The sequence below is a fragment of the Hymenobacter psoromatis genome (assembly GCA_001596155.1).
Lineage (GTDB): Bacteria > Bacteroidota > Bacteroidia > Cytophagales > Hymenobacteraceae > Hymenobacter.
This window is the reverse complement of record CP014771.1, coordinates 4,223,856-4,250,461: the sequence shown is the minus strand read 5'-3', so window position 1 is coordinate 4,250,461 and position 26,606 is coordinate 4,223,856. Positions and strand designations below refer to the sequence as shown.

General features: G+C 63.7%; 17 protein-coding genes, 1 tRNA gene and 1 pseudogene. 3 read left to right on the top strand and 16 right to left on the bottom strand.

The window, feature by feature from the left end:
• Window positions 1-43 precede the first annotated feature (43 nt).
• Window positions 44-1,177 (top strand): pyridoxal phosphate-dependent aminotransferase, encoded by a 1,134-nt coding sequence (locus tag A0257_18110; GenBank protein ID AMR29839.1) that lies wholly within the window; start codon window positions 44-46, stop codon window positions 1,175-1,177.
• Between the two features lie 125 nt (window positions 1,178-1,302).
• Here the strand turns inward: A0257_18110 and A0257_18105 are convergent, their stop codons facing one another.
• The 9 genes from A0257_18105 to A0257_18065 form a co-directional block, all read right to left on the bottom strand.
• Complete coding sequence (locus tag A0257_18105) at window positions 1,303-2,619, bottom strand: protein kinase (protein ID AMR28820.1); 1,317 nt, start codon at window positions 2,617-2,619, stop codon at window positions 1,303-1,305.
• Window positions 2,620-2,653: 34 nt separating this feature from the next.
• Window positions 2,654-3,400 (bottom strand): hypothetical protein, encoded by a 747-nt coding sequence (locus tag A0257_18100; GenBank protein AMR28819.1) that lies wholly within the window; start codon window positions 3,398-3,400, stop codon window positions 2,654-2,656.
• A 217-nt stretch (window positions 3,401-3,617) separates the two neighbouring features.
• Window positions 3,618-4,298: a hypothetical protein gene (locus A0257_18095; GenBank protein ID AMR28818.1), complete on the bottom strand. Its 681-nt coding sequence runs from the start codon at window positions 4,296-4,298 to the stop codon at window positions 3,618-3,620.
• 38 nt (window positions 4,299-4,336) lie between these two features.
• Entirely contained in the window at window positions 4,337-5,296 is a 960-nt protein-coding gene (locus tag A0257_18090) for a hypothetical protein (GenBank protein AMR28817.1), read from the bottom strand.
• A 223-nt stretch (window positions 5,297-5,519) separates the two neighbouring features.
• Window positions 5,520-6,683, bottom strand: coding sequence for a cystathionine beta-lyase (locus A0257_18085; protein AMR28816.1), 1,164 nt, complete (start codon window positions 6,681-6,683; stop codon window positions 5,520-5,522).
• A 42-nt stretch (window positions 6,684-6,725) separates the two neighbouring features.
• On the bottom strand, window positions 6,726-7,850 hold the full coding sequence (locus A0257_18080; protein ID AMR28815.1) for an AI-2E family transporter: 1,125 nt from the start codon (window positions 7,848-7,850) through the stop codon (window positions 6,726-6,728).
• 24 nt (window positions 7,851-7,874) lie between these two features.
• Window positions 7,875-8,777, bottom strand: coding sequence for a hypothetical protein (locus tag A0257_18075; protein ID AMR28814.1), 903 nt, complete (start codon window positions 8,775-8,777; stop codon window positions 7,875-7,877).
• A 160-nt stretch (window positions 8,778-8,937) separates the two neighbouring features.
• Window positions 8,938-9,180 carry a hypothetical protein gene (locus A0257_18070; GenBank protein AMR28813.1) on the bottom strand — a complete coding sequence of 81 codons (243 nt, stop codon included), beginning with the start codon at window positions 9,178-9,180 and terminating at the stop codon, window positions 8,938-8,940.
• Window positions 9,181-9,267: 87 nt separating this feature from the next.
• Complete coding sequence (locus A0257_18065) at window positions 9,268-10,770, bottom strand: F0F1 ATP synthase subunit beta (GenBank protein ID AMR28812.1); 1,503 nt, start codon at window positions 10,768-10,770, stop codon at window positions 9,268-9,270.
• A gap of 241 nt (window positions 10,771-11,011) precedes the next feature.
• Between A0257_18065 and A0257_18060 the strand changes: the two genes are divergently transcribed.
• Window positions 11,012-11,087, top strand: a tRNA-Gln gene (locus tag A0257_18060).
• A gap of 484 nt (window positions 11,088-11,571) precedes the next feature.
• On the opposite strand, the gene A0257_18055 is transcribed toward A0257_18060, so the two are convergent.
• The 7 genes from A0257_18055 to A0257_18025 form a co-directional block, all read right to left on the bottom strand.
• Entirely contained in the window at window positions 11,572-12,222 is a 651-nt protein-coding gene (locus A0257_18055; GenBank protein AMR28811.1) for a hypothetical protein, read from the bottom strand.
• Window positions 12,223-12,424: 202 nt separating this feature from the next.
• Window positions 12,425-13,312, bottom strand: a complete 888-nt coding sequence (locus A0257_18050; GenBank protein ID AMR28810.1) for a hypothetical protein — start codon at window positions 13,310-13,312, stop codon at window positions 12,425-12,427.
• Window positions 13,313-13,366: 54 nt separating this feature from the next.
• Window positions 13,367-14,917, bottom strand: coding sequence for a xylanase (locus A0257_18045; GenBank protein ID AMR28809.1), 1,551 nt, complete (start codon window positions 14,915-14,917; stop codon window positions 13,367-13,369).
• 99 nt (window positions 14,918-15,016) lie between these two features.
• Complete coding sequence (locus tag A0257_18040; GenBank protein ID AMR28808.1) at window positions 15,017-16,552, bottom strand: hypothetical protein; 1,536 nt, start codon at window positions 16,550-16,552, stop codon at window positions 15,017-15,019.
• 21 nt (window positions 16,553-16,573) lie between these two features.
• Window positions 16,574-17,788, bottom strand: coding sequence for a hypothetical protein (locus tag A0257_18035; protein ID AMR28807.1), 1,215 nt, complete (start codon window positions 17,786-17,788; stop codon window positions 16,574-16,576).
• Window positions 17,789-17,842: 54 nt separating this feature from the next.
• Window positions 17,843-19,681 carry a hypothetical protein gene (locus A0257_18030; GenBank protein ID AMR28806.1) on the bottom strand — a complete coding sequence of 613 codons (1,839 nt, stop codon included), beginning with the start codon at window positions 19,679-19,681 and terminating at the stop codon, window positions 17,843-17,845.
• Between the two features lie 437 nt (window positions 19,682-20,118).
• On the bottom strand, window positions 20,119-21,978 hold the full coding sequence (locus tag A0257_18025) for a beta-galactosidase (protein ID AMR29838.1): 1,860 nt from the start codon (window positions 21,976-21,978) through the stop codon (window positions 20,119-20,121).
• 353 nt (window positions 21,979-22,331) lie between these two features.
• Here A0257_18025 and A0257_18020 point away from each other — a divergent pair.
• Window positions 22,332-26,531: pseudogene (locus tag A0257_18020) on the top strand (hybrid sensor histidine kinase/response regulator).
• Window positions 26,532-26,606 lie beyond the last annotated feature (75 nt).

Genomic DNA, 26,606 nt, shown 5'->3' with positions numbered 1-26,606 from the left:
CAGGACTTGCTGTTTCTTGCTACTTGCTCATTGTTAATTGCGCATTGATTTGGACCGTATTTACCTTTCGCCCCCGCACCTGGGCCGCCACGAGCTGAACTATCTGCACAAAGCGGTGGAAGACAACTGGGTAGCCCCCGTGGGACCGAACCTGGCTGGCTTCGAGGCCGACATTTGCGCGGCGGTGGGCGTGCCCTACTGCGTGGCGCTGAATTCGGGCACGGCCGCGCTACACCTGGGCCTGCTGCTGCTGGGCGTGGGGCCGGGCGATGAGGTGCTGTGCCCATCTTTCACGTTCGTAGCCACGGCCAACGCCATTCTGTACTGCGGCGCTACCCCCGTGTTTGTGGATAGCGAGGCCGAAACCTGGAACCTGTGCCCCGCGCGCCTGCGCGAAGCCATCGTGGACCGCATCAGGCAGGGCAAAAAGCCGAAGGCGCTGCTGCTGGTGCATCTCTATGGCATGCCCGCCAAGCTGGCCGAAATCCTGGCCTTGGCCACCGAGTTCGATATTCCCATCCTGGAGGACGCGGCCGAGGCGCTGGGTTCCAGTTGGCAGCAGCAGCCGCTGGGCGGCTTTGGGCGGGTAGGCGTGTTTTCATTTAATGGCAATAAGATACTGACGACCAGCGGCGGCGGCGCGCTCGTCACCCACGACCGTGAGCTGGCGGCGCGGGCGCGCTTTCTGGCTACCCAGGCCAAGGACCCGGCCCCGCACTATCAGCACTCGGAGGTGGGCTATAACTACCGCTTATCCAACCTGTTGGCCGGCATTGGCCGGGGCCAGATGGAATTGCTGCCCGACCGCGTGAAGCGTCGCCGCGAGATTTTCAACTGGTACCGCGAGCACCTTGCCGGCCTGCCCGGCCTGGCGCTGGCCCCGAGTCCCGAGCCCGCCGGCAGCCTCAGCAACCGCTGGCTCACGACCCTCCTGCTCGACCCGGAAGCCACCGCCGCTACCCCCGAAAGCGTACGCCAGCACCTCGAAACGCATAATATCGAGAGCCGCCCGCTCTGGAAACCCATGCACCTGCAGCCGCTCTTTGCCAACGCGCCCATGTACGGCGGCGCGGTGTGCGCGGGCCTTTTCGCCCGCGGCCTGTGCCTGCCTAGCGGCACCGCGCTGGGCGACGACGAGCTGCGCCGCGTAGCCAAAGCCCTGCGCGAGATAGTGTAACGAATGTGCGGTAAGCTTCAGCTTGCCGTGCGCAGCGTAGGGTAGGCTTTAGCCTGCCACCAGTAGTTCGCAACCGCTAAAACGGCAAGCTAGAGCTTACCGCACATCCCTTGGTAGGCTAAAGCTTACCCTATGCTTGCCAGTTCCCGCTCAATCTCCGCAAACAGCGGCCGCGCGGCCACCGTGGGCTGCGTGCAGCGGCGCTGCAAGTCGGCCAGCGCGGCCAGCGCGGCGGCGTCGCCGGCCGGGCAGTGGGCCAGCAGCTCTTCGAGCAGGCAGCCGAAGGCGCGGGCTTCGAGGCGCTGCAAGCTGCGGGCGGGCGGGGCGGCTTCGTTGAAGAAGCTGGCGGCGCCAAAGTCGCCCAGCAGCGCGTCGCCGGCCGGAGTAGCCAGGATATTGTGGGCGTAAAAATCACCGTGCAAAATGCCCTGCGCGTGCAAATGCGCCGCTGCCGCCGCCATGCCGTGAGCCAGGCGCAGGGCCGCCGCCAGCGTAAATATGGTACCGGGCGCGTACACATCGCGGGTGCAGGTGTCGAGGCTGGGCGGGCCGGCCAGGTTGCCGTAGGCCGGGTCAATCAGCTCCAATACCAGCCCTTCGGCCCTGGCCGGGTGCTGGCTGATTTTGCCTTCAACCGCAATCAGATTGGGGTGCTGGCCCGCGCCGATGCAGGCCGCCATCTCGCTGTGGGGCAGGCCGTCGCTCGTCACGGCTCCTTTGAAGAGCTTGACGGCCACCTCCGTAGCCGACGCGGCGGGCCGCTGCCAACGCGCGCGGTAAATGACGCCCGAGGCACCTTCGCCCAGTTGCTGCTCCACGGCCAGCTCGGGCCAGGCAATGCGGCCGATGGGGTGGCGCGCCACCACAGCCGCCTCAGCCGCCGCGCAAAATGGATTGGCGGCGTAGGCCAGCCAGGCTAGGTTGGGCATCATGAGGAGCCAGGCGGGCAACTCTTCGAGCTGGTTGGCGGCTATGCGCAGCAGGCCCAGCTGCGTGCAGTAGGCCAGCTCGGCGGGCAGGTGCCGCAACTGGTTGCCGGCCAGCAGCAGCTTTTGCAGCTGCCCGCACCGGCCAATTTCGGGGGGTAGGGCGTCGAGCTGGTTATCCGTCAGAATGAGCCAGCGCAGGTTGGGCGGCAGCGCGGCGGCCGGCAGCGTGCGAATTTTATTGGCCTTGAAGGCCACCATGCTCAACTGCGGACACTGGCCCAGTACCTCGGGCACGGCGGTGAACTGATTATCAGCGCAAAACAGAATGCGCAGCCGGTGCAGCCGATAAAAATCGGGGGGTAGGGACGAAAGCCGGTTGCCCGATAAATCGAGGATTTCGAGCGTATCGGCCAGGCCAAATATCTCCTCGGGAAATTCGGTGAGGTCCGCGGCCAGGCTGAGGCGGCGCAGGCCCGCCAGCTTACCGGCGCGTAGTTCTTCAAGCGTGTGCATGGGGGCAAAGGTCGGCACGCCGGCCGCTGCGCGCCTAGTGATGGTGCGCTTCTTCGGGCGGCGGGGGCAGCTCGGCGGCGGCGCGGGAGAGCAGCGCAGTGGGCACGCGCGGGTAGTGGTGGTGCAGGTGGTGGAAGGCAAACGAGGCCGTGATGGGCGTCCAGGCCTGGGCCAGCGCGCCGGCGGCGCGCGCCGCCGGGTTGCGCGCCGACACGTGGTGCGGCACGTAAGAAGCCCAGATGGGCATAGTCGCGCTCATAAAAAACGCCACGCCCCAGTACACCAGCCCTACCAGCGAACCAGTAAGAAAGTACAGTGCCCCAAAACCCACCAGCAGCGCCAGCGTGAGGCCGGTTTCGAGCAGCTGAATATGCCGGGTATTGGGCGCGATGCGCAATGATTCGCGCCGCAGCATCAGCGTGTGCCAGGGACCTTGCCACAGCACCCGGCCGAAGCTCCAGGTGGCGGGCGCGCCCTCGGGGTCGGCCTCGGTGAGGCAGCGGCCGTGGTGGCGCAGGTGGGTCACTTGCAGGCCGTGGCCGCTTTTCAGAATGAGCAGGCCACTGAGGGTGAGCACGCGCTTATTGGCCATTTTACTCAGGCCCAGCGAGTTGTGCATGGCGTCGTGCATCTGCACGAAGGCGGCCAGGCACATCACCACCGCCAGCGGCACGGCCAGCCACCACCAGCCGGCCAGCGCCAGCCCAAGGTAGCCAGCCAGCAGCACCCAGGGCCGGGCCAGCTCGACGCGGCGCTGGGCCGAAGTAAGTTGGAGATTCATAGCTTATTGAAGTGAGAATTGGCTTTTCTGACAACTGATGCTGTTTAGAAAGTAGAGAAATTACCAGAACGTCATTCCGAGCTTGCCGAGGAATCTCGCTCGGTTCGTTGAACGAGGCCCGGACGGCCCGAGCGAGATTCCTCGGCAAGCTCGGAATGACGTTCTGGTAATTTTATAATCAGCTGATTGCTTCTTGCACCCTCCCTACCCCCTACCCCTATTCCCGGCCTTCATGACGCACGGGCAGGGCGTAAGTCGGAATGGCCTCGGGCATTACCTCGCGCCACGCGGGCTGGAAGGAGCCGTGGTAGCCGAAGAGCTTGCCAAACAGCTTGTTGCGCACCTCCACCTGAATGCGGTAGCAGCCGGCCGCGTCGTCGTACCATTCCTCCACGTCGGCCAGGCCCGAGAGCAGCATCGGAAATTTGAACGTGAAGCGACCCTCGTAAAAGCGCTGCTCGCCCGAGCGCAGGCGCAGGCCGCCGCGCGCGGTCACGGCCAGGTCAATATCCACGGCCAGGTGCTGATGCGTGCCCAGGTAATCCACGATGCGGTCGCGCTCGACGCTGCGAATCATGGTGGCGTCGAAGCAGCGCACGTGGCGCGGGAAGGTGAAGCGCCGAATCCAGGTCACGGTTTCGCGGCCCAGCGGGTCGCGGTAGGCGTAGTTTTCGATGCGAAACGGCACGTTGCGGCCGGCATCGGGAAACATAATGTTGCGCAGCAGCCCGATGCGCAAAAACGGCTGCGTGTAAAACGGCCCGTGCCAGACCCGCTCCATCGTGCCTTCGCCCACGAAAGCCCGGTTGTCGTGGCTGCTAAAGGCCAGTCGCTCCTGAATACGCGGGTGCAGCTTTTGAAAATCGGCACCCAACTGCTGTTGGTAGATGGAAGGCATTGGTAATGAACAGTTAGCAAGGAGCAGGGAACAAGGTTTTAGGCCACTTGCGGCGTGGGGCGCGGCGGGGCGGCCGTGCGTTCTACCGCAGGCGGGCGGCGCAGGCAGCGGGCGGCGCGGGGTAGCAGGTCGTCGGGGAGCAGCAGACGCACGGCGGCCATCGCCATCAGGGACGCGTTGAGAGTGAGCGGGTTGAAGGGGGCCACGAACACGGCCGGCTGGCTGAACAGCGCGCCCGCGCCCAGCACCAGCAGGCCCATGAGGTGCAGCCAGTACACCGGCCGCAGCCGCCGCGCGGGCAACAGCCAGAACAGCAGGCCAAACAGGATTTCGCCCACCCCTACCCCCGCCGCCACGCGGTGCGCCGCGCCGGCCGAAAAGCCCACGCCCTGCAAGATGCGCAGCTCGCCGGTGTCGGGAAAAAGCAGCTTGGGCACCACGCCCTGATACACCCACACCGCGCCTAGCGTGGCCCGCGTGAGCCAGTCGGCCAGGGCCAGCCGGCGCGAGATGGCAGGGCGCTGGCCGGTTTCGAGCCACAGCCGCAGGCAATCGAAGCTCCAGGCCGTGGCCCAGCCGATGAGCGGCCGAAATGCCAGCCGGTCGAGCCACTGCCCTAGCCCCCCGAAGCGCGTCTGATAATCATATTTCGTGAAAAACCGCAGGCCGTCGTCGGTCGGCACGTATTTCCAGAAGCCGGCGCCCTCGCGAATGAGCGACACCCATTCATCAGACCAAAACTTGAGGATGGAGGTGCGCTCGCCGTTCTTCTCGCGGGTGCCCAGGCTCTCGCCCCTACCCGCCACGCCTAGCCCGAAGCCGATGCGCGTAGCGTACAGAAACTGTTGCGGCGCGGCCTCCGAGGGCCGGGGCAGGTAAGTTATTTCGGTGAAGCGCAGGTCCCATTGCTGGTGCAGCTCGGGCTGCTGGGTGTGCTGCCACAGGGCCTCCAGCGGGCACCGGATACGGGCTTCAACATAGATGGGCGGGTTATTCATAACGCGTGCGAAAGGTACTGTTCACGCGTTATAAAACCTACGGAATATGCTATTTATGAGCGCTCTTTAATCGCCTTCAACCCAGCTTGCGAACAAGAAGTAGGGTGCGGGGCTTGTCCCCGCCCGTCGTTGAACGACTCGCATTGGTTTTGTTCAACGACGGGCGGGGGCAAGCCCCGCACCCTACCGCAATGCGTATAAATTCCGCAAAAAAGCCGGGTGCTTAGTGACTGCCTTCGCCTTCGCCCAGCGCGTGCTCCAAATCAACGAGCAGGTCGGCTACTTCCTCAATGCCCACGCTCAGGCGCAGTACGCCGGGCGTGATGCCCAGCGCCGCGCGCTGGGCCGGTGTGAGGGCCCGGTGCGAAGTAGCCGCCGGGTAGGAGCACGACGACTGCACGCCCGCCAGCGACGGGGCCAGCGGGAAGAGCTTGGTTTTTTGGATGAACGCATCGACGGCCGCCGCCGAGTCGTCGGCTAGCCGAATGGACATCATACCGCCGTAGAGACCGCCCAGCAGCTGGTGCGCGGCCAGGTCGTGGCCAGGATGATTCTCCAGACCAGGATAGAATACCTGGGCCACGGCCGGGCTGTCGGCCAGGAACCGGGCCAGCGTCATGGCGTTTTCGGAGTGCTGGCGCATGCGCAGGCGCAGGGTTTTGAGGCCGCGCACGGCCAGCCAGCTGTCGAGCGGGGCCAGCATGAGGCCGAGGTTGGTAGCTACTTGGCGCAGGCGCTTGCCGATGGCCGGGTCGCGGGCCACCACCACGCCGGCCGTCACGTCGGAGTGTCCGGCCAGGTATTTGGTGGCCGAGTGCCACACCATATCGGCTCCCCAGCTCAGCGGCTGCGTTAAAATGGGGGAGGTGAACGAGCTGTCAATCAGCAGCAAAATGCCTTCGGCCTGGCAGGCCTGGGCCAGGCGCGGGCCGTCGAGCACCACCAGCAGCGGGTTGCTGAGCACTTCGGCCAGCACCAGTTTGGTGTTCGGCCGGCGGTGGCGGGCCACGTCGTATAGGTCGGCCAGCGGCACGTAGCTCGTTTCGATGCCCAGGCGGGCCAGCTCATTCGAGAGCAGCACCACCGAGCCGCCGTAGAGCTCGGCGGGGCACAGCACATGGTCGCCGGCCTGGCAGGTGGCCAGCACGGCGGCCAGCAGGCCGGCCAGGCCCGCGCCGGTTGCTACCCCCCCGCCGGCCGCGCCTTCGAGCTTGGCCACCTCGGCCACCAACTCGTCGGAGTTGGGGTGCTCGGAGCGCGAGTAGCCATACATGCCGCCGTGGTCGGGGGTAGTATAGTAGGTTTCCAGCTCGGCCAGGGAGCCAAACTTGAAAACCGAGGTCTGGTAAATCGGGGTGACTTTGGGGTGAATTGAGGTCAGGTCCATATAGCAGGCGAAGGTAGCGCCGGGGCCGTTGATGCCGCGACCCTACTGGGTGCGCCGCACCTCGCTGGCGGCCTCTTTTATCCGCGTTTCCACCTCCATGTCGCGCTCAGCTTTGGCTACCGCGCCCTCGGGCAGCAAGTGGCGCAGGGCCGCGTTTTCGCGGGCAAACACCTGCATCAGCACAATGAGATAGGACAGCAGCAGCGGCCCGATGACCAGGCCCACGATGCCAAAAATCTCGACGCCCAGCGTGAGGCCCACCAGCGTTACCCAAGGGTGAATATTGCCCATATATTTGGCCAGCCAGATGCGCAGCAGGTTGTCAATATTGATAATAATGACGCTGCCAACTAGCACAATACCAATGGCCTGGCCGGGGTGGCCCTGCGTGAACTGGTAGATGGCCGCCGGCCCCCACACCAGCGGCGTGCCCAGCACCGGAATAAAGGCCACGAAAAAAGCGATAACCGTCCAGAACAGGGGGGTAGGAACCCCGAATATCCAGAGCGTCGCGCCCGTGAGCAGGCCCTGCACCAGCGCCACCAGGCCCGAGCCCAGCACGTTGGCATTCACGTTGTTGCGCAGCGACTCGCTCAGCTCTTCCATCGTCTTTTCGCGGAAGGGCAGGTAGCGGTGCAGCCCGGCCAAAAAGGCTTCTTCCTGCGTGAAGAGATAGTAGAGCGTGAACAGCATGAGGCCCACGATGACGATGACGTTGAGCACGCTGCTGGCCAGCGTGGGCAGCCACTGGCTCACGCGGGCCGCGCCTTGTTGCAGCAGTTGGCGCACCTGGTCCTGCTGCGTCACCTGCATTCCCACTTTGCGCTCCACGCCCTGCGCGGCGGCCAGCAGCTGGTCGGGGTGCCTGGCCAGCTCGGTCACGCGGTCGATGAGCAGCGACGACAGGGCGAAAAACGGAATCACCAGCACCACCACCGCGAACACCAGCAGCAGCACCGTCACGAAGGTGCGGTTCCAGTGGTGCCGATGCACCAGCGCCGTAAACCACGGCCGCAGCACCACATATAAAATGCCCGCGCCCAGAAAGGCCGTCAGGTATTGCAGCAGCCCAAACAAGGCCAGCGCGCCCAGCATCACCAGCGTAACGATGAGCAGCACAAAGCGCTGGTGGGGCGAATAAATATTGGTTTCAGAAGTTTGCGGCATAGCGCGGCGGGTAGCGGGTAGTAGTTACAGTTTCTTTAATTCGTCGGTGTGCTGCTGGCAGTCCTTTTGAAAATCGGGGTACTTGCAGAGGCGGGCCAGGTAACCTTGGGCGGCGGCTTTGTTCTTGAGACTAAGACTGATAATCAGCAGATTATTGATGTTTTGCGGGTCAGCAGGATTCAGTTTATCGGCCTGCGCGTACCACCTATACGCTTCCGCGTCGTTCTTAGCGAAAGCGTAATAATTGCCCTTGTTGAAATAGCCCAATGAGCTTTGCGAATAATATTTCAGCAGCAGCTCAGCCAGCGCCAAAGCGCTTTGGCCGCTTTCGGCGGTGCCACGCTGCCAATAAGGCACCATATATTCTTCTATACTGCTCGCCACAAAAGCGTCTTCCGGTGCTGGCAGCGGGCCACCAGCGCGCCAGCGCCAGGGCTTGCCAGCGGCCGATTGCCGCCACGCCAGCGCCGCACTCAGAATCTGGTACTGCTGCGGCGCGTCGTCCATAAATTCGGCCGCCTTTGCCAACCCAAACCGGATATCAAGCCGGTCGGGTGCCAACGCCAGGCCCTTGCGCAGCACCGCTATCGCTTCCTGCACCTTCAAAGGGTTGTAGCCGCCTTCCCCAATACTGCCAACTGCTTTGTCGGTTTTGGGGTCGTTGATGCTGACATAATCTCCCCCAGCAGCTGGCTTGCCGGTCGAAACAACCAGCGCCTGCGCGTCGCTCAGAATAAGGTTAAACTTCGCCACGTACACATCAGGGTCCTGCGGCTGGGCTTTTTCCCACTGCGCCACCACGGCCCTGGCCTCTTTGACTTTGTTTTGGCGCATCAGCGCCTGGTAGCGGGTCCAAAAGCCCGGCCCCGGCCCAAAACTCAACAGTCCAACTGCCAGCCACAGCCAGCCCAAGGTAAAAAAGCGCATAACGCGGGTGGTTTAAACGTGTAAATACCTGGCCCAACTAGTGCGCCCGGCACTCCAAGATATAGCCGCACTCAGCCAATTTTCACCTAACTCGCCACAAAAAAGCGCCCGCGCCGGCCAAAGCCAGCGCGGGCGCTTCCGTATGCCACTGCATTAAGCGTTAGGCCGAAGCCGACTCAGCCAGCACAGTCACTTGATTGCGCAGCACCTCCACGATGCCGCCGCTGATGTGAAACGTGCCGCCGCCCGCGCCCGTCACCGTCACGTCGCCCTCACGCAGCGCTGCAATCAGCGGCGCGTGGTTATTAAGCACCTCAAACGAGCCATCGGTGCCCGGAAACCGCACCGCGGTTACCTCGCCCTCATATACTTTCCGGTCGGGGGTGATGATTTCTAAATGCATAACTCTTTTAAGTTAAGAGTTAAGAGTTGAGAGTTAAGAGTTAAAAGCTGAACAACAACTCTTAACTCTTAACTCTCAACTCTCAACTTATTTGGCTTCTGCCATCAGGCGTTCGCCCTTGGCTACGGCATCTTCGATGTTGCCAACCAGGTTGAAGGCCGACTCGGGCAGGTGGTCATACTTGCCGTCGATGATTTCGTTGAAGCCGCGGATGGTGTCCTTGATGTCAACGAGCACGCCTTTGAGGCCGGTGAACTGCTCGGCCACGAAGAAGGGCTGCGACAGGAAGCGCTGCACGCGGCGGGCGCGGTTCACGGTCTGCTTGTCCTCTTCCGAAAGCTCGTCCATACCCAGAATGGCGATAATGTCTTGCAGCTCTTTGTAGCGCTGCAAAATCTCCTTCACGCGCTGGGCGGTGTTGTAGTGCTCAGCGCCGAGGATGGTCGCATCCAGGATGCGCGAAGTCGAGTCGAGCGGGTCCACGGCGGGGTAGATACCCAGCTCAGCAATTTTGCGGCTCAGTACCGTAGTGGCATCCAGGTGGGCAAACGTGTTGGCCGGGGCCGGGTCGGTCAGGTCGTCGGCGGGCACGTACACGGCTTGCACCGAGGTAATTGAGCCGCGCTTGGTCGAGGTAATGCGCTCCTGCATCGAGCCCATTTCGGTGGCCAGCGTAGGCTGGTAGCCCACGGCCGACGGCATCCGGCCCAGCAGCGCCGATACTTCCGAACCCGCCTGCGTGAAGCGGAAAATGTTGTCGATAAAGAACAGAATATCGCGGCCGGCCCCGGTGCCGTCGCCATCGCGGAAGCTTTCGGCGATAGTCAGGCCCGACAGCGCCACGCGGGCGCGGGCTCCGGGCGGCTCGTTCATCTGGCCAAACACGAGGGTAGCCTGCGACTTTTCCATCTCGGCCATGTCCACTTTGCTTAGGTCCCAGCCGCCCTCTTCCATCGAGTGCTTGAAGGCCTCGCCGTAGCGGATGATGTTGGCTTCGATGAATTCACGCAGCAGGTCGTTGCCCTCGCGGGTGCGCTCGCCTACCCCCGCAAACACCGACAGGCCCGAATACGCCTTGGCTACGTTGTTGATAAGCTCCTGAATGAGAACGGTTTTGCCCACGCCGGCCCCGCCAAACAGGCCAATCTTACCACCCTTTACATACGGAGCGAGCAGGTCGATTACCTTGATGCCGGTGAAGAATACTTCCGACGAAGTAGCCAATTCTTCAAACGCCGGGGCGTGGCGGTGAATGGAGAGGCCACCAGCGCTTTTGGGCTGCGGAATACCGTCAATCGCCTCACCAATAACGTTGAACAGGCGGCCTTTCACGCCGTCGCCGGTGGGCATCGTGATGGGGCGGCCCAGGTTACGCACTTCGGCCCCACGGGTCATGCCCTCGGTCGAGTCCATCGCGATGGTGCGCACCCGGTCTTCGCCCAGGTGCTGCTGGCACTCCAGCACCACTACCTGGCCGTTTTCCTTGGTTACCTCCAGGGCGTCGAAGATGTTGGGGAGGTCGCCTTCGCCCGCGAAGCTCACGTCCACCACGGGGCCGATAACCTGGGTGATTTTGCCCGAATTCGCCATTTGCTTGGTTTTTACTGGGTTTTACTAAGTTACTATCTTTTGAGGGTGCAAAAGTACGCCTCAGACCGGGCTTTTCAAAGCTGTAGCTAAGGTGAATCTGGCCCCTACCCCCGCCCGCACGGCCGAGAGCAACTGGTTTCAGCCCCGACACTTTTTTCAAAAAAAATTATCGGTCCGCTTGCCTCGTATCATTCTTTTAGTACCTTTGCAGCCCCGAACGGCACACCGCCCACCGGGAAATTGTCCGATGGTGTAACTGGCAACACGTCTGATTTTGATTCAGGAGAGTCCAGGTTCGAGCCCTGGTCGGACAACGACCGCCTCCCGAAGGCAACCCAATTAAAAAACGCCCCTTTCACAACTCGTTGAAAGGGGCGTTTTTGCGTCGAAACTTAGCCTAATCTTACCTGGCTTTGGGAGCCGCCGGCTGCCAGTCGAGGATGGAAACCGGCTGCGGCGGCACCGCTTCGAGGGTTTCACCGTCGCCCTGGCCCGTGCGCTGCACGAATAGGCTGAGGATGCCCACCTGCCGCCAGCGCTCGGTGTCGTAGCTGGGCTCCCAGCTGCCGAGGGGGGTAGGGCTGAGGTCGCTCAGCCGCTAGCTATTCTGCTTCAGGTCAGCGCATTGCGCCACCGAGGCCCTGGGTCACGACCGGGTTTTTGCGAAAGCCCGCTCCGCTCACATTATTGCGAGCACAGCCCAGGCCCACTACGGCTTGGCCGTGGGCACTTAGCGCACTCGCTAACAGCTTAATTACCAGCAATCGAACGGCACGAGTAACAAGTATTATCTTATATAAGTTACCGGCTAGCCACGCCGCGGATATAGATGGTGCCGGGTGGGTCGTGGCGGGGCGGCGATGGCTCAGGTGGCGCTAAGCGGATATTAATGACTGTTGCCCCGTCGCTGTGCAACACGTCGAGCCCCGCTATGGCCGCGCCTATCCGCAGTGAGGGGTCCTCCAGACGCAGGCCATTCAGCTGAAAACTAACCGCGCCGGATACCTTGGCTTGCCGGCGAATGGCGGCCAGCGACTCGCTTTTAAGCTTTAGCTTGACACCGGGCTTGAGGGTAATGTCGATAAGGCCGTGTTCGGTCAGGCTCCGCCACTGCGCGGGCGCATTAGCCCCTCTATACACATGTATATCAGCAATATCCCGCGGGTTGATGCTGACCAGTTCACTGATAATAAAATGAGAGCTTAGCAGGTAGATGGGTTCTGGTGAAGAGTGCCGGGCGGTCAGGCGTTCCTGGAACATAGTTGTCCGCGCCTCGCGTGGGAGTTGGGTATCGACCGGCACTCCCAATAATTGCGCAGTGGATGACATCGGCCGCACTACCGGGGGTAGGGGCGCGAGCGGCGCCACGGCGGTGCGCTGCGCCCAGGCTGGCTGCCCAGCCAGGTAGCCGGCCGTGGCCAGCAGCAGTTTTACAGACTGATTCACAGGCATACAATACTTTTTTAAGCTCTGTAGAACAACACGTTGTTAAAAGATATTTTACTTACCCAAAAGCCATCTGTCACTGCGAGCGAAGCGCGGCAATCGCACCAGAACGATGGCGGAACGACTGGCGTGGGTGTCGTTCGGATGCGATTGCCGCGCTTCGCTCGCAATGACAGATGGCTTTTGGGTAAGTCTCAAGATAGCGGCTCTACGGCTGCATGGTCTTTCCATCAACCAGCCGCAAGGTATAGCTGTAGCTGTACTGCTTGGCCAGCAGGCGGTACTGGTCGTGGGGCAGGGCGCCCCAACTGTTGTCGCCGCCCACGCCGCGCTGGGCCAGGTCCACGCTCAGGTACACGCGGTCGTGGTGGTGGCGCACGTCGCTGGTGTGCTGCTGCTTCTTGGTGAGGCCTGGGTCCAGCCCCTCGGTGGGCACGTCGAGGGCGCTGAAGCTCAGTGGCTGAGCGCCTTCCACGCGCAGGCCCTGGCCGGTGGGCGTGGTGAGCGTGAGCCAGCGCGTATCGGTGTGGTAGCCGCCCTCCTGGGGCCGGATGTAGGTGTTGGCAAACTGGTGGCGCACGGTGTCGCGGTACTGGCCCAGGAAGGCGGCGGTGTGGCGGTCGCTGTAATTTTCGAGGGGGCCGCGGCCATAGTAGCTCAGCTGGTCGAAGCGGCCGGGCAGCTCGAGGCGCATGCCGAAACGGGGCAGCTCGGGCAGTTCTTTACCGCGCATATCGAGGGCGGCCGTGACTTGCACCGCGCCGTCGGGGGCGATGAGGTAGCTCACGGTGTAGGGCACGCCGAGGCTGGTGAGCAGGTACTCGACCGTGATGGGTAGGCCGGCGGCCGACTGCGCGCGCACGGCCACGCGCTGCACCTGGCGCTGGGCGTGGGCCGTGCGCCACGCGCCCAGCCGCTGGGGCATCTGGTTGCCAAAGTCATTGTCGGTGGGCGCGCGCCAGAAGTACGGCTCGGGATACTGGCTGATTACCGGCTCGTTGCGCAGGCGGTAGCTGCTGAAGTGGCCCTGGGCGGTGTTGAACTCGCCGCTCACCTCGCCGGCCACGAAGGTCAGCTTGTCGCCCGTGCGCTGCACTTGCAGGCCGCCGACATCCTTTCAAAATATTCACGGCCAGCATGTTGCCCCGGCTTAGCGCAGCTCGCTCACCAAGGTAGTAATGGAGCGTGGGGCCACGACCAACGGCTGACCAGCAGCCAACGCCGGCCCTGGCTGCAGGCTGGCCATTGCCGACGTGATGTATGCCCGGCCGGCCCCCAGCCGCTGCCGGCCGGCCAGCTCCAGGCGCACGCTGGCGGGCGCGTCGTGGTCGTTCACCACAATGGTTATCAGCTGCTTGCCATTGGGGCTGCGGTAGGCCGATACTAGCGGCTGGTTGCCGCCGGCCGAGTCGGCCAGGGCGGCGGTGAGGCGCACGGCCCCCGGCCGCACGAAGCGGCTGTAGTTGCCCAGCGCCCAGAGCATTTTGCTGGGGTAGTAGTTGCCGTCGGTCTTATTCTGGTCCACGTACACGAGGCCGTCTTTATAATCGTAGGGCGAAATGGCCAGCCACCACTGCCAGGCCGCCGCGTTGCCCACGGCCAGGTCGGCGTGGATAACGCGGGCCAGGTACAGGGCCGGGGCCATGCCCAAATCGCGCGGACCACCGTTGATTTCGCCCTCGTTACCGCCCAGAATGCAGTACTCGCTCTGCCAGTAGGTGAGGCCCGGCACGGCCGCCACCCGCGCCGCCAGCTGCCGGCGCACGGCCACCGCCAGCGCGGCAGGCGAGGTGGTGAAGTAGCTGTGCCCGGCGATGATTGGTGCCACTTGCGGCGTGCTGCCGAGGTAGGTCGGGGCCACTTTATTGCCGAAGAACGCGCCCAGCTGGTCGCCCCGCCCAGGCTTGTCGGCCGTTTCGGTGAGATACGTAAGCTTGCCGGCTTCCGTCACTAACACCTGGGTAGGCAGCTTTTTCGCCACCAAGGCGGCGCTCAAGGCCCTGGCTACCCCGGCCAGTTCGGCGTTGCGAAAAGGGCTGCCCTCCTGGCCGTCGCCGCTCCAGTCCCACTGCGGCTCGTTGACGGGGCTGAGGTAGTCGAAGGTGATGCCGGTGGCCTGCCGCACGCCGGCTACTACCGTGGCGCAGTAGGTGCCCAGGGCCGCGTAGTTGGCCGGGTCCAGGTTGGTCTGGTCCTTGTCGGCGTGGGCTTTGCCGTTGATGGTCAGCGACACGGGCGGGCTGTTGAGAAAGCCCAGAAACTGCCGCACGCCCCGCCGCTGCGCGGCCTGCAAAAACCACCGCTGCCCGGCCAGTCGGGTAAAGTCATAGCTGCCGTCGGGCTTCATAAACGACTCGGCCCGCCGCCACTCGTCCTTGATGCCGCTACCCGCGCCCTGCTCGGCGCTGCCCGCCCCCAGGTTGAAGCGCCACATGGAAAGGCCAATTCCCTGGGGCTGCCCGCCCGGCCCGGCCGCAGTGCTGAATAGCAAGTCGGCAATGGCGTCGCGCTTGGCCGCGGGCCACTGGCCCACAAACTGCGCTGCCCAGGCATCGGAAGCCGCGAAGTTGGCGATGGTCTGCTGAGGTCGGGTGGGGTCAATGCGCACGACCACGGGGGTAGGCGCGGTTTGCGCGCGGGCCAGCGAGGCAGCCACCAGCAGCGTGAGTAAAGCAGTGCGTTGAACTACAAATAGGTGCATTAGTCTAGCCATAATTTCCTACCCCCCTCTTACTAAGCGAAGTCCGGGGCGGTAAGGCTACGCCTACCCCCCCGGACTTCGTTGCTGGTTGCCCCTTTTCTAATACCCCGGATTCTGCGCGATAGCTCCGTTCGAGAGCTGAAGCTGCGGGGTCGGAATCGGGAAGAGGTTGTTCTTATCCGAAATCTGGTCCTTCACCTTGCCCTTGTCGTAGGGGTCGGTGCTGGTGGCCTGGCTGGTGTTGAAAGCCTGAATCACTGGCACCAGGCGGTGCTGGCGCACCAGGTCGTAGTAGCGGTGGCCTTCCATTGCCAGTTCCAGGCGGCGCTCCAGCCAAATTTGGCTGAGCAGGGCCGGGCCGCTGGAGGTGCGGGGCAGCACCGTGCCGGGCTGCAGGCGGTTGGCGCGGGCGCGCACCAGGTTCAGCGACGACAGGGCTTTGGCATCCTGCCCGAGCTTCGACGACGCCTCGGCGTGCATTAGCAGCAGGTCGGCGTAGCGCAGCTCGATGCGGTTGAGGGGCGAGTGGTTTTCCTCGTTGGCGGGGCGGTCGGCTAGTTGCACGAACATCTTGCGGCTGATGCGGCCCGACTCGTTTTGCGCCAGGTCGGTATCGTAGTTCGAGTAGTCAAACGAAGGCGTTTTCGGCCCCACGTTGTCGCCCTGCTTGATAATGGTCCACTTCAGGCGGGGGTCATTTTCCTGCTTGAAGGCGTTTTCCAGGTTGCTGCTGGGCGTGTCAAAGCCCCAGCCGTTGTCGGCGCGGCTGCGCATCACCACCGTGAGCGCGGTGCCCAGGGCAAAGGTCTGGTCGGCGTTGTAGTTGATTTCAAAAATGGACTCTACCCCGTTCGGGTTGTTTACGTTCCACACCTTGTCGAAATCGCCCAGGCTGTACTGGCCGGAATTCATCACCGTTTCGGCGGCCTGCTGGCAGAGCATCCATTGCTCGGTGTAGAGGTAGGCTTTGGCCAGGTAGGCATTGGCTGAGCCCTTGGTGGCCCGGCCCAGGTCGGTGCTGGCCTGCGCGCTTCGCTCGGGCAGCGCGGCGGCAGCATCCTGCAAGTCTTTGATAATCTGGGCGTAGCAGTCGGCCGTTGAAGCCCGCGGCTGCGACACCGCATCGCTCGGCGCTATCGGGGTCAGCACCAGCGGCACGCCGCCGTAGCCCTTCACCAGCTCGAAGTAGTTGTAGGCCCGGATAAACTTCAGCTCGCCCAGCAGCTGCTGCTTCAGCGTGGCGTCGATGTTGGCGCCGCCAATGCCTACCAATGCCGAGTTGCAGTTGCCAATGGCCTGAAAAATAAAGGTGTAGCGGTTGTCGAACCACTCGTTATTAGGCAGCCAGAAGAAGCGGGAGAAGTCGCCCAGCTCGTGCTGGTCGCCGGCGATGGAGTTGCCCTTCCAGGCATCATCCGAGCCGACATCCCCGAACATCCGCGAGCGGTCAATCATCCACCAGTCGCTCTGGTCCGAGAGCGAGTAGCAGCCCATGACGGCAGCTTTGCACTGGTCGGCGTTGGTATAAAAATTAGCGGTAGTCTGCTGGCCGTTGGGTAGTTGGGTCAGAAAATCCTTGCAGCTTTGCAGGCTCAGGCCCAGGGTCAGGGTCAGATAGAGGCAGTACTTTTTCATGATAGTGATGGGTGGGATAGGCTAGAAAGCGATGTTGAGGCCGGCCAGGTAGGTGCGGGCGGTGGGGTAGTTGCCCAGGTCCACGCCCTTGTTGAGGGCCGAGGAGGCATCGGTGTAGGAGCGGCCGTAGCCCACCTCGGGGTCGGTGCCGGTGTACTTGGTGAAGGTCAGCAGGTTCTGGGCGCTCACGTAGATGCGCAGGTTGCTCATGCGCACGTAGCTCAGCCATTCCTTGCGGAAGGTGTAGCCCAGCTGGAGGTTACGCAGGCGGGCGTACGAGCCATTCTCCACGTAGAAGTTGCTGAAGCGGGTCAGGTTTTGGTTGTTGTCGTTGGCCGTGATGCGCGGCACCGAGTTGGAGGTGCCTTCGCCGTGCCAGGCCACGTTTTCCAGGCCGGCAATCTTGTTGTAGTTGTAGCTGCCCGAATACCACCAGCCTTTGTTGGCGTTCACCAGGTCGTTGCCGAGGCTCCCCACCAGGGAAGCTTGCAGGTCGAAGCCGGCGTAGGCGGCCGTCAGGTTCAGGCCGAAGGTCAGCTTGGGTTGCGGGTTGCCGATGTACTTCTGGTCGTTGGAATCAATCACGCCGTCGCCGTTGAGGTCCGCGAAGCGGAAGTCGCCGGGCTTGGCATTGGGCTGAATCAGGGTGCCGTTGGCCGACTTGTAGTTGTCAATATCGCCCTGGTTCTGGAATACGCCCAGGTTCTGGTAGCCGTAGAAAGCGCCTACGTAGCCGCCCTCCTCAGTTTTGCTGGGCCGCCCGAAGATGGGCGTATTGCCCGAGTAGATGGCCTGCCCGTTGGCCAGCTGGTCGATGCGGCTGATGGCGCGGGTCGCGTTCGCGCTGATGCCGTAGGTGAACTTACCCGAGTTCTGGGCGTAGCCCACCGAGAAGTCGAAGCCCTGGCTGTGCATGCTGCCCACGTTGGTGATGGGGCTGTTGTAGCCGTAGCCCGCGCTGCCGGGGATGGACTGCGCCATGAGCATGTCGTAGGTGTTGCGCCGGAAGAAGTCGAAGGTGGCCGTCAGCTTGTTATTCAAAAAGCCGAGGTCCGTGCCCAGGTCGTAGTCCTCCACTGTTTCCCATTTCACATTGACATTGGGCACGTTGTTGAGCACCACCGCCAGCTGGTTCGTGCGGTCAGCGCCGGTTACGTAGTAGGTCTTGCCCAGCGTGCCGATGTAGGCCGTGTTCGGGATGTTCTGGTTGCCTACCCGGCCCACGCTGGCGCGCACCTTCAGGAAGTTCAGAATATTCTGGTTTTTCAGAAATTCTTCTTCCGAAACCAGCTAACCCGCCGACAGCGAGGGGAACGTGCCCCAGCGGTTGTTTTCGGGAAATACCGAGGCCGCGTCGCGGCGCACGCTGGCCGCCAGCAGGTACTTGCCCTTGTAGTCGTAGTTGATGCGCCCGATGAGCGAGGCAATGGTGTTGACGTAGCGGTTGCCGCCGGCGTTGTAGTTGGCCGTGGCCGCGTCGAGGTAGCGCAGGCTGGGGTCGTTGCTAGGAATGGCCTGGCCCGAGGCCGACTCGGTGCGGTTGTCGAACTTCTCCATCGTCACGGCGGCCAGGGCCGTGAGGTGATGGTCGCCGAAAGCGTGGTTGTAAGTAAGCGTGTTGGTGTTGTTCCAGTAAATATTCGTGTTGCTTTCCTGGGTCACCGAGTTGAGCGGGTTGCGCTCGTTGGCGTCAATCTGGTAGTTGGGCGAGAAGGAGTTGCGCTGGTAAAAGTTGGTGTTGGTGCCGAAGCGCGTTTCCAGCAGCAGGCCGGGCACAATCTCGTAGTTGGCAAACACGCTGCCCACGAAGTAGTACTGGTTGCGGCGGTCGTCGTTGCGCTCCACCACGGCCAGCGGGTTGTTGATGTCGGTGGGCGAAGCCCCGTAGTTATCGTAGAGGTTGCCCGAGTTGCGGTCCATCCTGGCCGACGTGATGGGGTCGTCGTTATAAGCATCCCGAAACAGCGAGCCGCTGTTCTGGTAGTGCTGGTTGGTCATGGAGAGGTTCAAATCCTGGCCTACCCGCAGGTGCTTGGCGGCCTGGTACTGCGTTTTGAGGCGCAGCACGAAGCGGTCGAAGTCGGAGCCGCGCACCAGGCCGCGCTCCTTATAATAGCTCACGCCCGTGGAGTACGTCACCTTGTCGCTGCCGCCCGAGAGGCCCACGGCGTAGTTCTGGGTGAGGCCCGGCTGCGAAATCTCCTTCCACCAGTCGGTGGTTTGGGTAAACTGATTGGGGTTGGCATACACGGCGGGCAAGCCCGAGTTGGCCGCCGCGGTGTTCATAATGTTGGCGTATTCGCTGGCCGAGGCCATGTTGGGTATCCGCGTGGGGTTTGAGATACCAGTGGTGGCATCCACCGTAATCACGGGCACGCCCGACGACCCGGCCTTGGTCGTAATCAAAATGACCCCGTTGGCCGCCCGCGAGCCGTAGATAGCCGCCGAAGCGGCGTCCTTGAGTACCACCAAATTAGCTATATCTTTGGGGTTCAAATAATTGATGTCGTTCACTGGCAAGCCGTCCACCACGTACAGCGGGTTGTTGCCGTTGATGGTCGAGATGCCGCGAATCAAAATCTGGGGCTGGCTGCCCGGCTCCGAGCCGGAGCTGACCACCGACACGCCCGCCGCCTTGCCCTGCAGGGCCGAGCCCACGTCGCTCACCGTCAGCTTCGCCAGCTCCGAGCCCTGCACCGTGGTCACGGCGTTGGTGAGGTTGCGCTTTTCTTGGGTGCCGTAGCCGATAACCACGGCCTCATCCAGCGCCTGAGAGCTGGGCAGCAGCTTGATGTTGATACTACCCTGCCCGTCAGTCACCATCACTTCCTGCTTCTCGAAGCCCACGAAGGAGATGACCAGCAGGGTGCTAGCGGTGGGCGGCCCGCTGGGCAGGCCCAGCGTGAAGTGGCCATCCTGGTCGGTGGTGGCCCCGGTTCCGGTGCCCTTTATCAGTATCGTCACGCCGGGCAGCGGCTGGCCCTTCTCGTCCGTGATGGTGCCGGTGATGGGGCCGGCGGCGTGCCGCGCGGCGCGGGGGGTAGGGGCCGCCACTGCCGGCGCAGCCGGGGCGGCGGCCACTGCCAGCGGCAGTAAGGCTCCGCATAAGAGTAAAGATTTGGCTTGCATAAGCAAGGGGGGTAGGGGCCAGCTACGGCCGGCTTGGGTGGGAAGAAGAAAAAACAGCAGAGTTGTCGCCTGGCAATCAAGAAGATGGGCCGGGAAACCCGGAAGTAAAAGTACCCGGCCGGCCGGCCGGAAATGGGGGCCTTTTTAGCCTAAAAGGGGGATAAAATCCGGCTCCCTACCCCTGGCAAAAGACTTTAAGCGTCAGCGTGGTCGCTCGCAGCGGCGCTACTCATTAAGCGATGTTATGCAGTCAGCGTCGCCCTCCGTGTCAACCTCACCCCCTAGCCCCCTCTCCTGCGGAGAGGGGGAACTAGTTTCTAGTTTTAGCTCTAGATTAACTACTTGATTTACACTATAAAACTAAGCTAGGGCTAGTCCCCCCTCTCCGCAGGAGAGGGGGTTAGGTTGACGCGGAGGGCGACGCTGACTGTATAGCATTAGTCATTAAGCGAGATAGCCGCGCTGGGCCGCAGCTCGTTGAGAATGGCGTGGTCGAGGCTGGTGAGGGTAGCCTGCCGGGGCTTGAGTAGCTCCAGCACTGTCACCTCGTTCTGGCCCTTGCGCAGCCACTCGGCCGGCACGTAGATGGTCTGCTGCGGGCCGATGCCCCAGTAGCGGCCCAGGTTGTGGCCATTTATCCACACCACGCCCTTGCCCCACTGCCGCATATCGAGGTACGAATCGAGGGGCCTAGTGAGGGTAAAGGTGCCCGTGCGCAGGGCCGGGCCGCTGCCCGCCGTGGGCGCGGCGGCTCCGGCCGCCACGGCCGGGGCCTGGGCGAAGGGTAGGCCGTAGTGCTGCCAGCCCGTCAGCTCCTTGCCGCCGAGCGTCACGCTTTTGGTAATGCCCTTCGTGTTCTGAAGCATATACTCGCCGAAGTTGATGCGGCCGAGGTTTTCCACTAAAATATCCAGCTGCACCTTGCCAGCGGGCAGCTTGAGCCGCAGACTGTCCTGGCGCTCGCGGCGGTCGAGGGTGCCCACGCACTGGCCGTTCACCAGCACCACGGCGTAGTCGCGCAGGTCGCGCAGCTTCAGCAGCTGCTCGCCGGCGCGGGCATTGGCTACGGTGGTGCGGTAGAGCACGAAGCCGTAAGCCTGCTTGAGGTCTTCGAAGGTGAGCGGCCGGGCGCTGGCCACGGGCGGGGGTAGGCGGTCGAGCAGGCGCACGGCCCGCGTGAGCTGCACGGTGGGCAGGGCGGCGCTAGGCTTGGCGGCGGGCACGGGGGGTAGGGCGGGCGCGCCGGCCGGCCGGTATTTGGCAATCACTTCGCGGAAGGCGCGGAATTTGGCCGTGGGGTTGCCGGCCTCGTCGAGGGGCGCGTCGTAGTCGTAGCTGCTCACCTGCGGCTCGTAGTGCGAGGTGTCGCCCTTGAAATTGGCCCCGTTCATGAAGCCCCGCGTGGTGCCGCCGTGAAACATGTACATATTGAGCGAGATACCTGCCCGCAGCACCGAGTCGAGGCTGGGAGTGTACTTCTCGGCCGGCACCCGGTGGTGCTTGGTGCCCCACCAGTCGAACCAGGCCGGGTACCATTCGGCCACGAAGTAGGGGCCGTGCCCGTCGTGGTTGGCGTTCACCAATTCGCGGATGCGGGCGGGCTTGTCCACGCCGTTCACGGCGGGCAACAGGCCGGGCAGGTGGCCCTTGGCCACGTCGGCGGCTGGGTCGCAGGTGTAGAGCAGCCCATCGAAGCCGGCCTCCTCGAACATCTTTTTGTTCTCCGCTAAGTACGCTTTGTCCGCGCCGTAGGAGCCGTACTCGTTCTCCACCTGCACCATCAAGATGGGGCCGCCGTGGTTGACTTGCAGCGGGGCCAGCTGCCGGCCCACGGCCAGCAGGTAGCGCCGATAGGCGGCGATGTACTGCAGCTCGTCGCTGCGCACTTTCAGGCCGGGCACGTTCTGGAGCCAGTAGGGGTAGCCGCCAAATTCCCACTCGGCGCACACGTAGGGACTGGGCCGCAAAATCACCCACAGCCCTTCTTCCTGGGCCATCTTCACGAAGGCCGCCACGTCGTTATTCCCCGTGAAATCATACTGGCCCGGCTGGGGCTCGTGCGTGTTCCAGAAAACGTAGGTGCCGATGGTATTCAGCCCCATCGCCTTCGCCATTTTCAGGCGGCTGCGCCAGGCCTCGCGCGGAATGCGGGGGTAGTGCAGCTCGCCCGAGATGAGCTGCAGCGGCTTGCCATCGAGCAAAAACTGGCGCTGGCCGAGGGTGAACGTGTGGCGGGGGGTAGGGGCCGACTGGGCCTGGGCCCGCGCCGGGCACCGGCCCAGACCGCCGAGCAGCAGTAAAAGAAAAAGGTACCGCACGAGGGGCATGGCTGGGATGGGAGAAAAGAGGGCGAGCGTAGCGAAGCCGCTAAGTCAGGGGCCAGCAGCCGCGCCAGCGCAGCCACCTTACCAGACAAAAGTACCGGCCGTTCTCAGCGGCGAGAGGGGGTATTTTCGCTGAAAAGGGGGACGAAATTGACTGTCCCCGCGAAACAGTGGCGCGTCGGGTCCCGGCCGGGCGGCGGGGGTAGCGCTGCTACTACCAGCGGCTTACCTTAGAGTGCTGGCTGGCTACGCTGTAGGCTGGGCGGCGTTGCTTCTTCCCTACCCCACCCTTTTTTATTTTTACCGTGACGGCATTTTTCGGCTATTTGCGGGCGGCGGCCGGGCTGTGGCTGCTGCTGCTGGCCCCGCTGGCTCGCGCCCAGGACGCCGCGCCCAGCGAGTTCCGCTTCGAGCACATCGGCGTGGACCAGGGCCTGTCGCACAGCGACGCGATGGCCGTGGCGCAAGACCCGGCCGGCTTCATCTGGATTGGCACCAACCGCGGCCTGAACCGCTACGACGGCTACGGCCTCAAGCAATATACGCTGCCCGTTAACCCGCTCAACGGCCTGTCGGGCAACCGCATTGAGGTGCTGCTGGTGGGGCCTGATGGCCGGCTGTGGGTGGGCGCCGAGCACGCGGGCCTCAGCCTCTACGACGCCCGCCACGACGCGTTCGTGAGCTACGACGAGCACTTGGTGCCGGCCGCCGACCGCGCCCCGGCGCGCCTGCTGGCCCAGAGCGACGTGGCCGCGCTGGCCTTCGACGGCCAGGGCCGGCTGTGGGTGGGCACGGCCCAGCACGGCCTGTTTGTGCTGGCCTTCGATGCGCGGGGCCAGTTGCGGAGCCTGCGCCAGCTGCCGCTGCCCGTGGCCGGCCAGGCCGCGTCGGCCCACATCACGAGCCTGGTTATTGATGCCGAGGGCAAGGTGTGGGTGGGCACGCTGGAGGCCGGCCTGGTAGTGATTCGCTCCACTGAAAGCACGTTCAAGACCCAGGCTACCGAGCTGACTCCTACCCCCATTCGGACGCTGTGCCTCGACCGGCGCGGCGACCTGTGGGTGGGCACCGACCGCCAGGTGCTGTGGGTGGCCGCCGCCAACCGCCGCACCGTGCGCGAGCTGGCCGCCCACCCGCTGCCCCAGCAGTGCCCCGTGCTGCAATCGCTGCGGCTCGACTCGTTTGGCCGGCTGTGGGCGGGCACGCTCTACGGCCTCTACGTGTGGGAAGCCGGCACCGTGACGGGCAGCGCCCCGCCCGTGCAGGCGGCCCGTCCTACCCTCTTCCTGCCCCAGGATGGCGAGCCGTACAGCATTAACTCGGAGCGGGTGCACCAGCTTTTTGAGGACCGCAATCAGATAATGTGGCTCTGCGCCTCGGCCGGCGGCCTCAACAAGGTGGACCTGCGCCAGAAGGCCTTTGGGCGGCTGCGGCGGCAGCTTACGGGTCCGGCGGCCCTTTCCAATAACTATATTAATACCATTTATAAGGAGGAAGCCACGGGGCTGCTGTGGTTTGGCACTCGCAATGGGGTGAGCAGCTACGACTTAGCGCGCCACACCTACCGCACCTACCTCAGCCAGCAGGCCGACGCGGCGCCGGGCGTGGACGTGGCCACCATCTTTCAGGCGGCCAACGGCACGCTGTGGTTTGGCACCCGCAACAACGGCCTGGTGGCCCTCACGCGCACCGGCGGCCGCGAAAAGCTGACCACCTTCCTGCGCCTGCCCGGCGGCCCCGACCTCAGCACCACCAGCGTCGAGCACCTGGCCCAGGATGGCCGCGGCACGCTCTGGGTGGCCACGTTTTCGGCGGGCCTGCTGCGCTTCAGTCCCGACGGGCACTACCTGGGCACCGTGGACCGGCGCAACAGCCGCCTGCCCAGCAACAATTTTACCTTTTTGCTTTACGACCGCGGGCGCGACGTGCTGTGGGCCAGCACCCGCGACGCGGGCCTGCTCAAACTGCGCCCTACCCCCGATTCGCTGGCCGTGCTGCGGCATTTTCGCTACGCGCCGGGCCGGGCAGACGGCCTGCGCGTGAACTACGTGTGGCCGCTGCTGCTGGGCGAGCAGGGCATGCTCTGGATTGGCACCATCGGCGGCGGGCTGCACCGGCTCGGCACCGACGCGCAGGGCCGGGAAATCATTCAGCCACTAGCTAAATACTTGCCGGAGAGCGATGTAGAAAGCCTGCTGGCCGACGATGCGGGCAACCTCTGGATTGGCGGCACCGGCCTCTACCGCTACTCGCCCGGCACCCGCCAATACCTGCGCTACGGCGTGGCCGATGGCCTGCAAAGCAACTCATTTAAGATTGCCTCGGCCACCCGTGCCCAGGATGGCACGCTATATTTCGGGGGCATCAATGGCATTAATTACTTCCAGCCCTCGGCCATTCAGCCTAATCCCTACCCCCCCGTGGTGCAGCTAACGGGCCTGCGCGTGATGAACCGGCCGGTGAGCGTGGGCGAAAAGCTGAACGGCCGCGTGCTGCTCGAAAAAGCCCTGTCGCAGCCCCAGACGGTGACTATTCGGGCGGCGGAGAACGATTTTTCGGTTGAATTCGTGGCCCTCAGCTTCGCTAATCCGCAGAAGAACCGCTACTTGTATCGCCTGCTGGGCTACAACCACGACTGGGTGGACCCCGGCCCCGGCCAGCGCACCGCCAGCTTTGCCAACCTGCCGCCCGGCCACTACACCCTGGAGGTGAAGGCCAGCAACGGCGAGGGCGCGTGGTCGCAACGGCCCGCCACGATGGCCTTCGACGTGCTGGCCCCGTGGTACAAGTCGCCGTGGGCTTACCTGCTGTACCTCAGCGCGCTGCTGGGCTCCATCGTGCTGTACCGGCGCTTCGAGATGGCCCAGCAGGAGCTAAAGAACAAGCTGGCGCTGGAGCATTTTCAGGCTGAAAAGGAGAAGGAATTGACCGACCTCAAGCTGGGCTTTTTCACCAATGTGAGCCACGAGCTGCGCACCCCGCTCACGCTGATTTTGGGGCCGATGGAGGAGATAATCGGTAGCCCGGCCCCGGTCAATAACCTGCGCAACAAGCTCTTGCTGATGCACAAGCAAACCCGCAAGCTGCTCGACCTGGTGAACCAGCTGCTCGACTTCCGCAAGGTGGAGGCCGGCAACGTGCCGCTGCGCGCCAGCTACGGCGACGCGCTGCATTTCATCAGCGATATCTACCAGGTATTCAGGCTCAAAGCCGAGGAGCGCCGCCTCGACTACACCCTCGACGTGCCCGCCGAGCCGGTGCAGCTCTACTTTGACCGCAGCAAGCTGGAGATTATTCTCACCAACCTGCTGGCCAATGCTTTCAAGTACACGCCCGAGGGCGGGCGGCTGGGGCTGGCGGCCACGGTGGTAGGCAATCCCGGTGGCGAGGCCGTTTTTCAGGATGGCCAGCTCACCGGCAACTACCTGGAGGTAAGCGTCTTTGACGAGGGGGTAGGGATTAAGCCCGACGAGCTGTCCCACATTTTTGACCCTTATTACCAAGCCTCGCACACCGACACGCTGCGCATGACGGGCACCGGCATCGGGCTGTCGCTGGTCAAGCAGTTTGCCGAGCGCCACGCGGGCACGGTGCAGGTGGCGAGCCGGGTGGGCGCGGGCACCACGTTCCGGCTGCGGCTGCCGTTTGGGCAGGCCCACCTGCGGCCCACCGACCTGCTCCCCGACGCCGAAAACCTTGATTTGCAAGACCCTACCCCCCCACCCAGCGCCGAAGCCCTGGCCCAGTGGGCCGCGCCCACCGCGCTGGGCACCCGCCCGCGCCTGCTGGTGGTGGAAGACAACGACGAGGTGAGCCAGTACTTGCAGCAGCTCTTTCAGGCCGATTTTGAGGTGACCAGCGCCGCCGATGGCCTGGCGGGCTGGGCGCAGGCCCTGGCTCAGCTCCCCGACCTCATTATCAGCGATGTGATGATGCCGCGCAGCGACGGCCTGGAGCTGTGCCGCCAACTCAAGCAGCACCCCAAAACGGCCCACATTCCGGTGCTGCTGCTCACGGCCCGCACCGCTGCCTTGCACGAGGTGGAGGGCCTCGAAACCGGGGCCGATGCCTACGTGAGCAAGCCCTTCAACCCGCTGGTGCTGCAAGCCAAGGCGACCGCGCTGCTGCGCAACCGCCACCAGCTGCGCACCTATTACCAGCGCCAGATACTGCTGGAACCCACCGAGATAGTTATCGCCGATGCCGACCGCGACTTCCTGGAGCAGGCCATGCGCGTGGTGGAGCAGCACCTCGACGACCCCGAGTTTAGCGTGCAGGGCCTGGCGCGCGAAGTGGCCATGAGCCAGTCGGTTTTTTACCGCCGCATCAAGAGCATCACGGGCCAGACGGCGGTCGAGTTTATCCGCGACGTGCGCATGAAGCGGGCGGCCCAACTGCTGACCCACACCCAGCTGCGCATCTCGGAAGTGGCCTTTCAGGTGGGGGTAGAAGATGCCAAGTACTTCCGCAAAACCTTCCAGAAAATCTACGGCATGGCCCCGTCCGAATATGCCAAGCAGCACCGGGCGAGCCGCGAGCCGGTGGCGGCCGGCGCGGAAGACGCCCTACCCCCTGCGGGCGGAGCGAACCAATTACGAGTT

Bases quoted from the DNA above. Each gene is read 5' to 3' on its own strand.
- A0257_18080 (AMR28815.1), bottom strand. From the start codon at position 7,850: ATGCCGCAAACTTCTGAAACCAATATTTATTCGCCCCACCAGCGCTTT.
- A0257_18095 (AMR28818.1), bottom strand. From the start codon at position 4,298: ATGCCTTCCATCTACCAACAGCAGTTGGGTGCCGATTTTCAAAAGCTG.
- A0257_18065 (AMR28812.1), bottom strand. From the start codon at position 10,770: ATGGCGAATTCGGGCAAAATCACCCAGGTTATCGGCCCCGTGGTGGAC.
- A0257_18105 (AMR28820.1), bottom strand. From the start codon at position 2,619: ATGCACACGCTTGAAGAACTACGCGCCGGTAAGCTGGCGGGCCTGCGC.
- A0257_18070 (AMR28813.1), bottom strand. From the start codon at position 9,180: ATGCATTTAGAAATCATCACCCCCGACCGGAAAGTATATGAGGGCGAG.
- A0257_18045 (AMR28809.1), bottom strand. From the start codon at position 14,917: ATGCACCTATTTGTAGTTCAACGCACTGCTTTACTCACGCTGCTGGTG.
- A0257_18090 (AMR28817.1), bottom strand. From the start codon at position 5,296: ATGAATAACCCGCCCATCTATGTTGAAGCCCGTATCCGGTGCCCGCTG.
- A0257_18085 (AMR28816.1), bottom strand. From the start codon at position 6,683: ATGGACCTGACCTCAATTCACCCCAAAGTCACCCCGATTTACCAGACC.
- A0257_18100 (AMR28819.1), bottom strand. From the start codon at position 3,400: ATGAATCTCCAACTTACTTCGGCCCAGCGCCGCGTCGAGCTGGCCCGG.
- A0257_18075 (AMR28814.1), bottom strand. From the start codon at position 8,777: ATGCGCTTTTTTACCTTGGGCTGGCTGTGGCTGGCAGTTGGACTGTTG.
- A0257_18030 (AMR28806.1), bottom strand. From the start codon at position 19,681: ATGCAAGCCAAATCTTTACTCTTATGCGGAGCCTTACTGCCGCTGGCA.
- A0257_18040 (AMR28808.1), bottom strand. From the start codon at position 16,552: ATGAAAAAGTACTGCCTCTATCTGACCCTGACCCTGGGCCTGAGCCTG.
- A0257_18055 (AMR28811.1), bottom strand. From the start codon at position 12,222: ATGCCTGTGAATCAGTCTGTAAAACTGCTGCTGGCCACGGCCGGCTAC.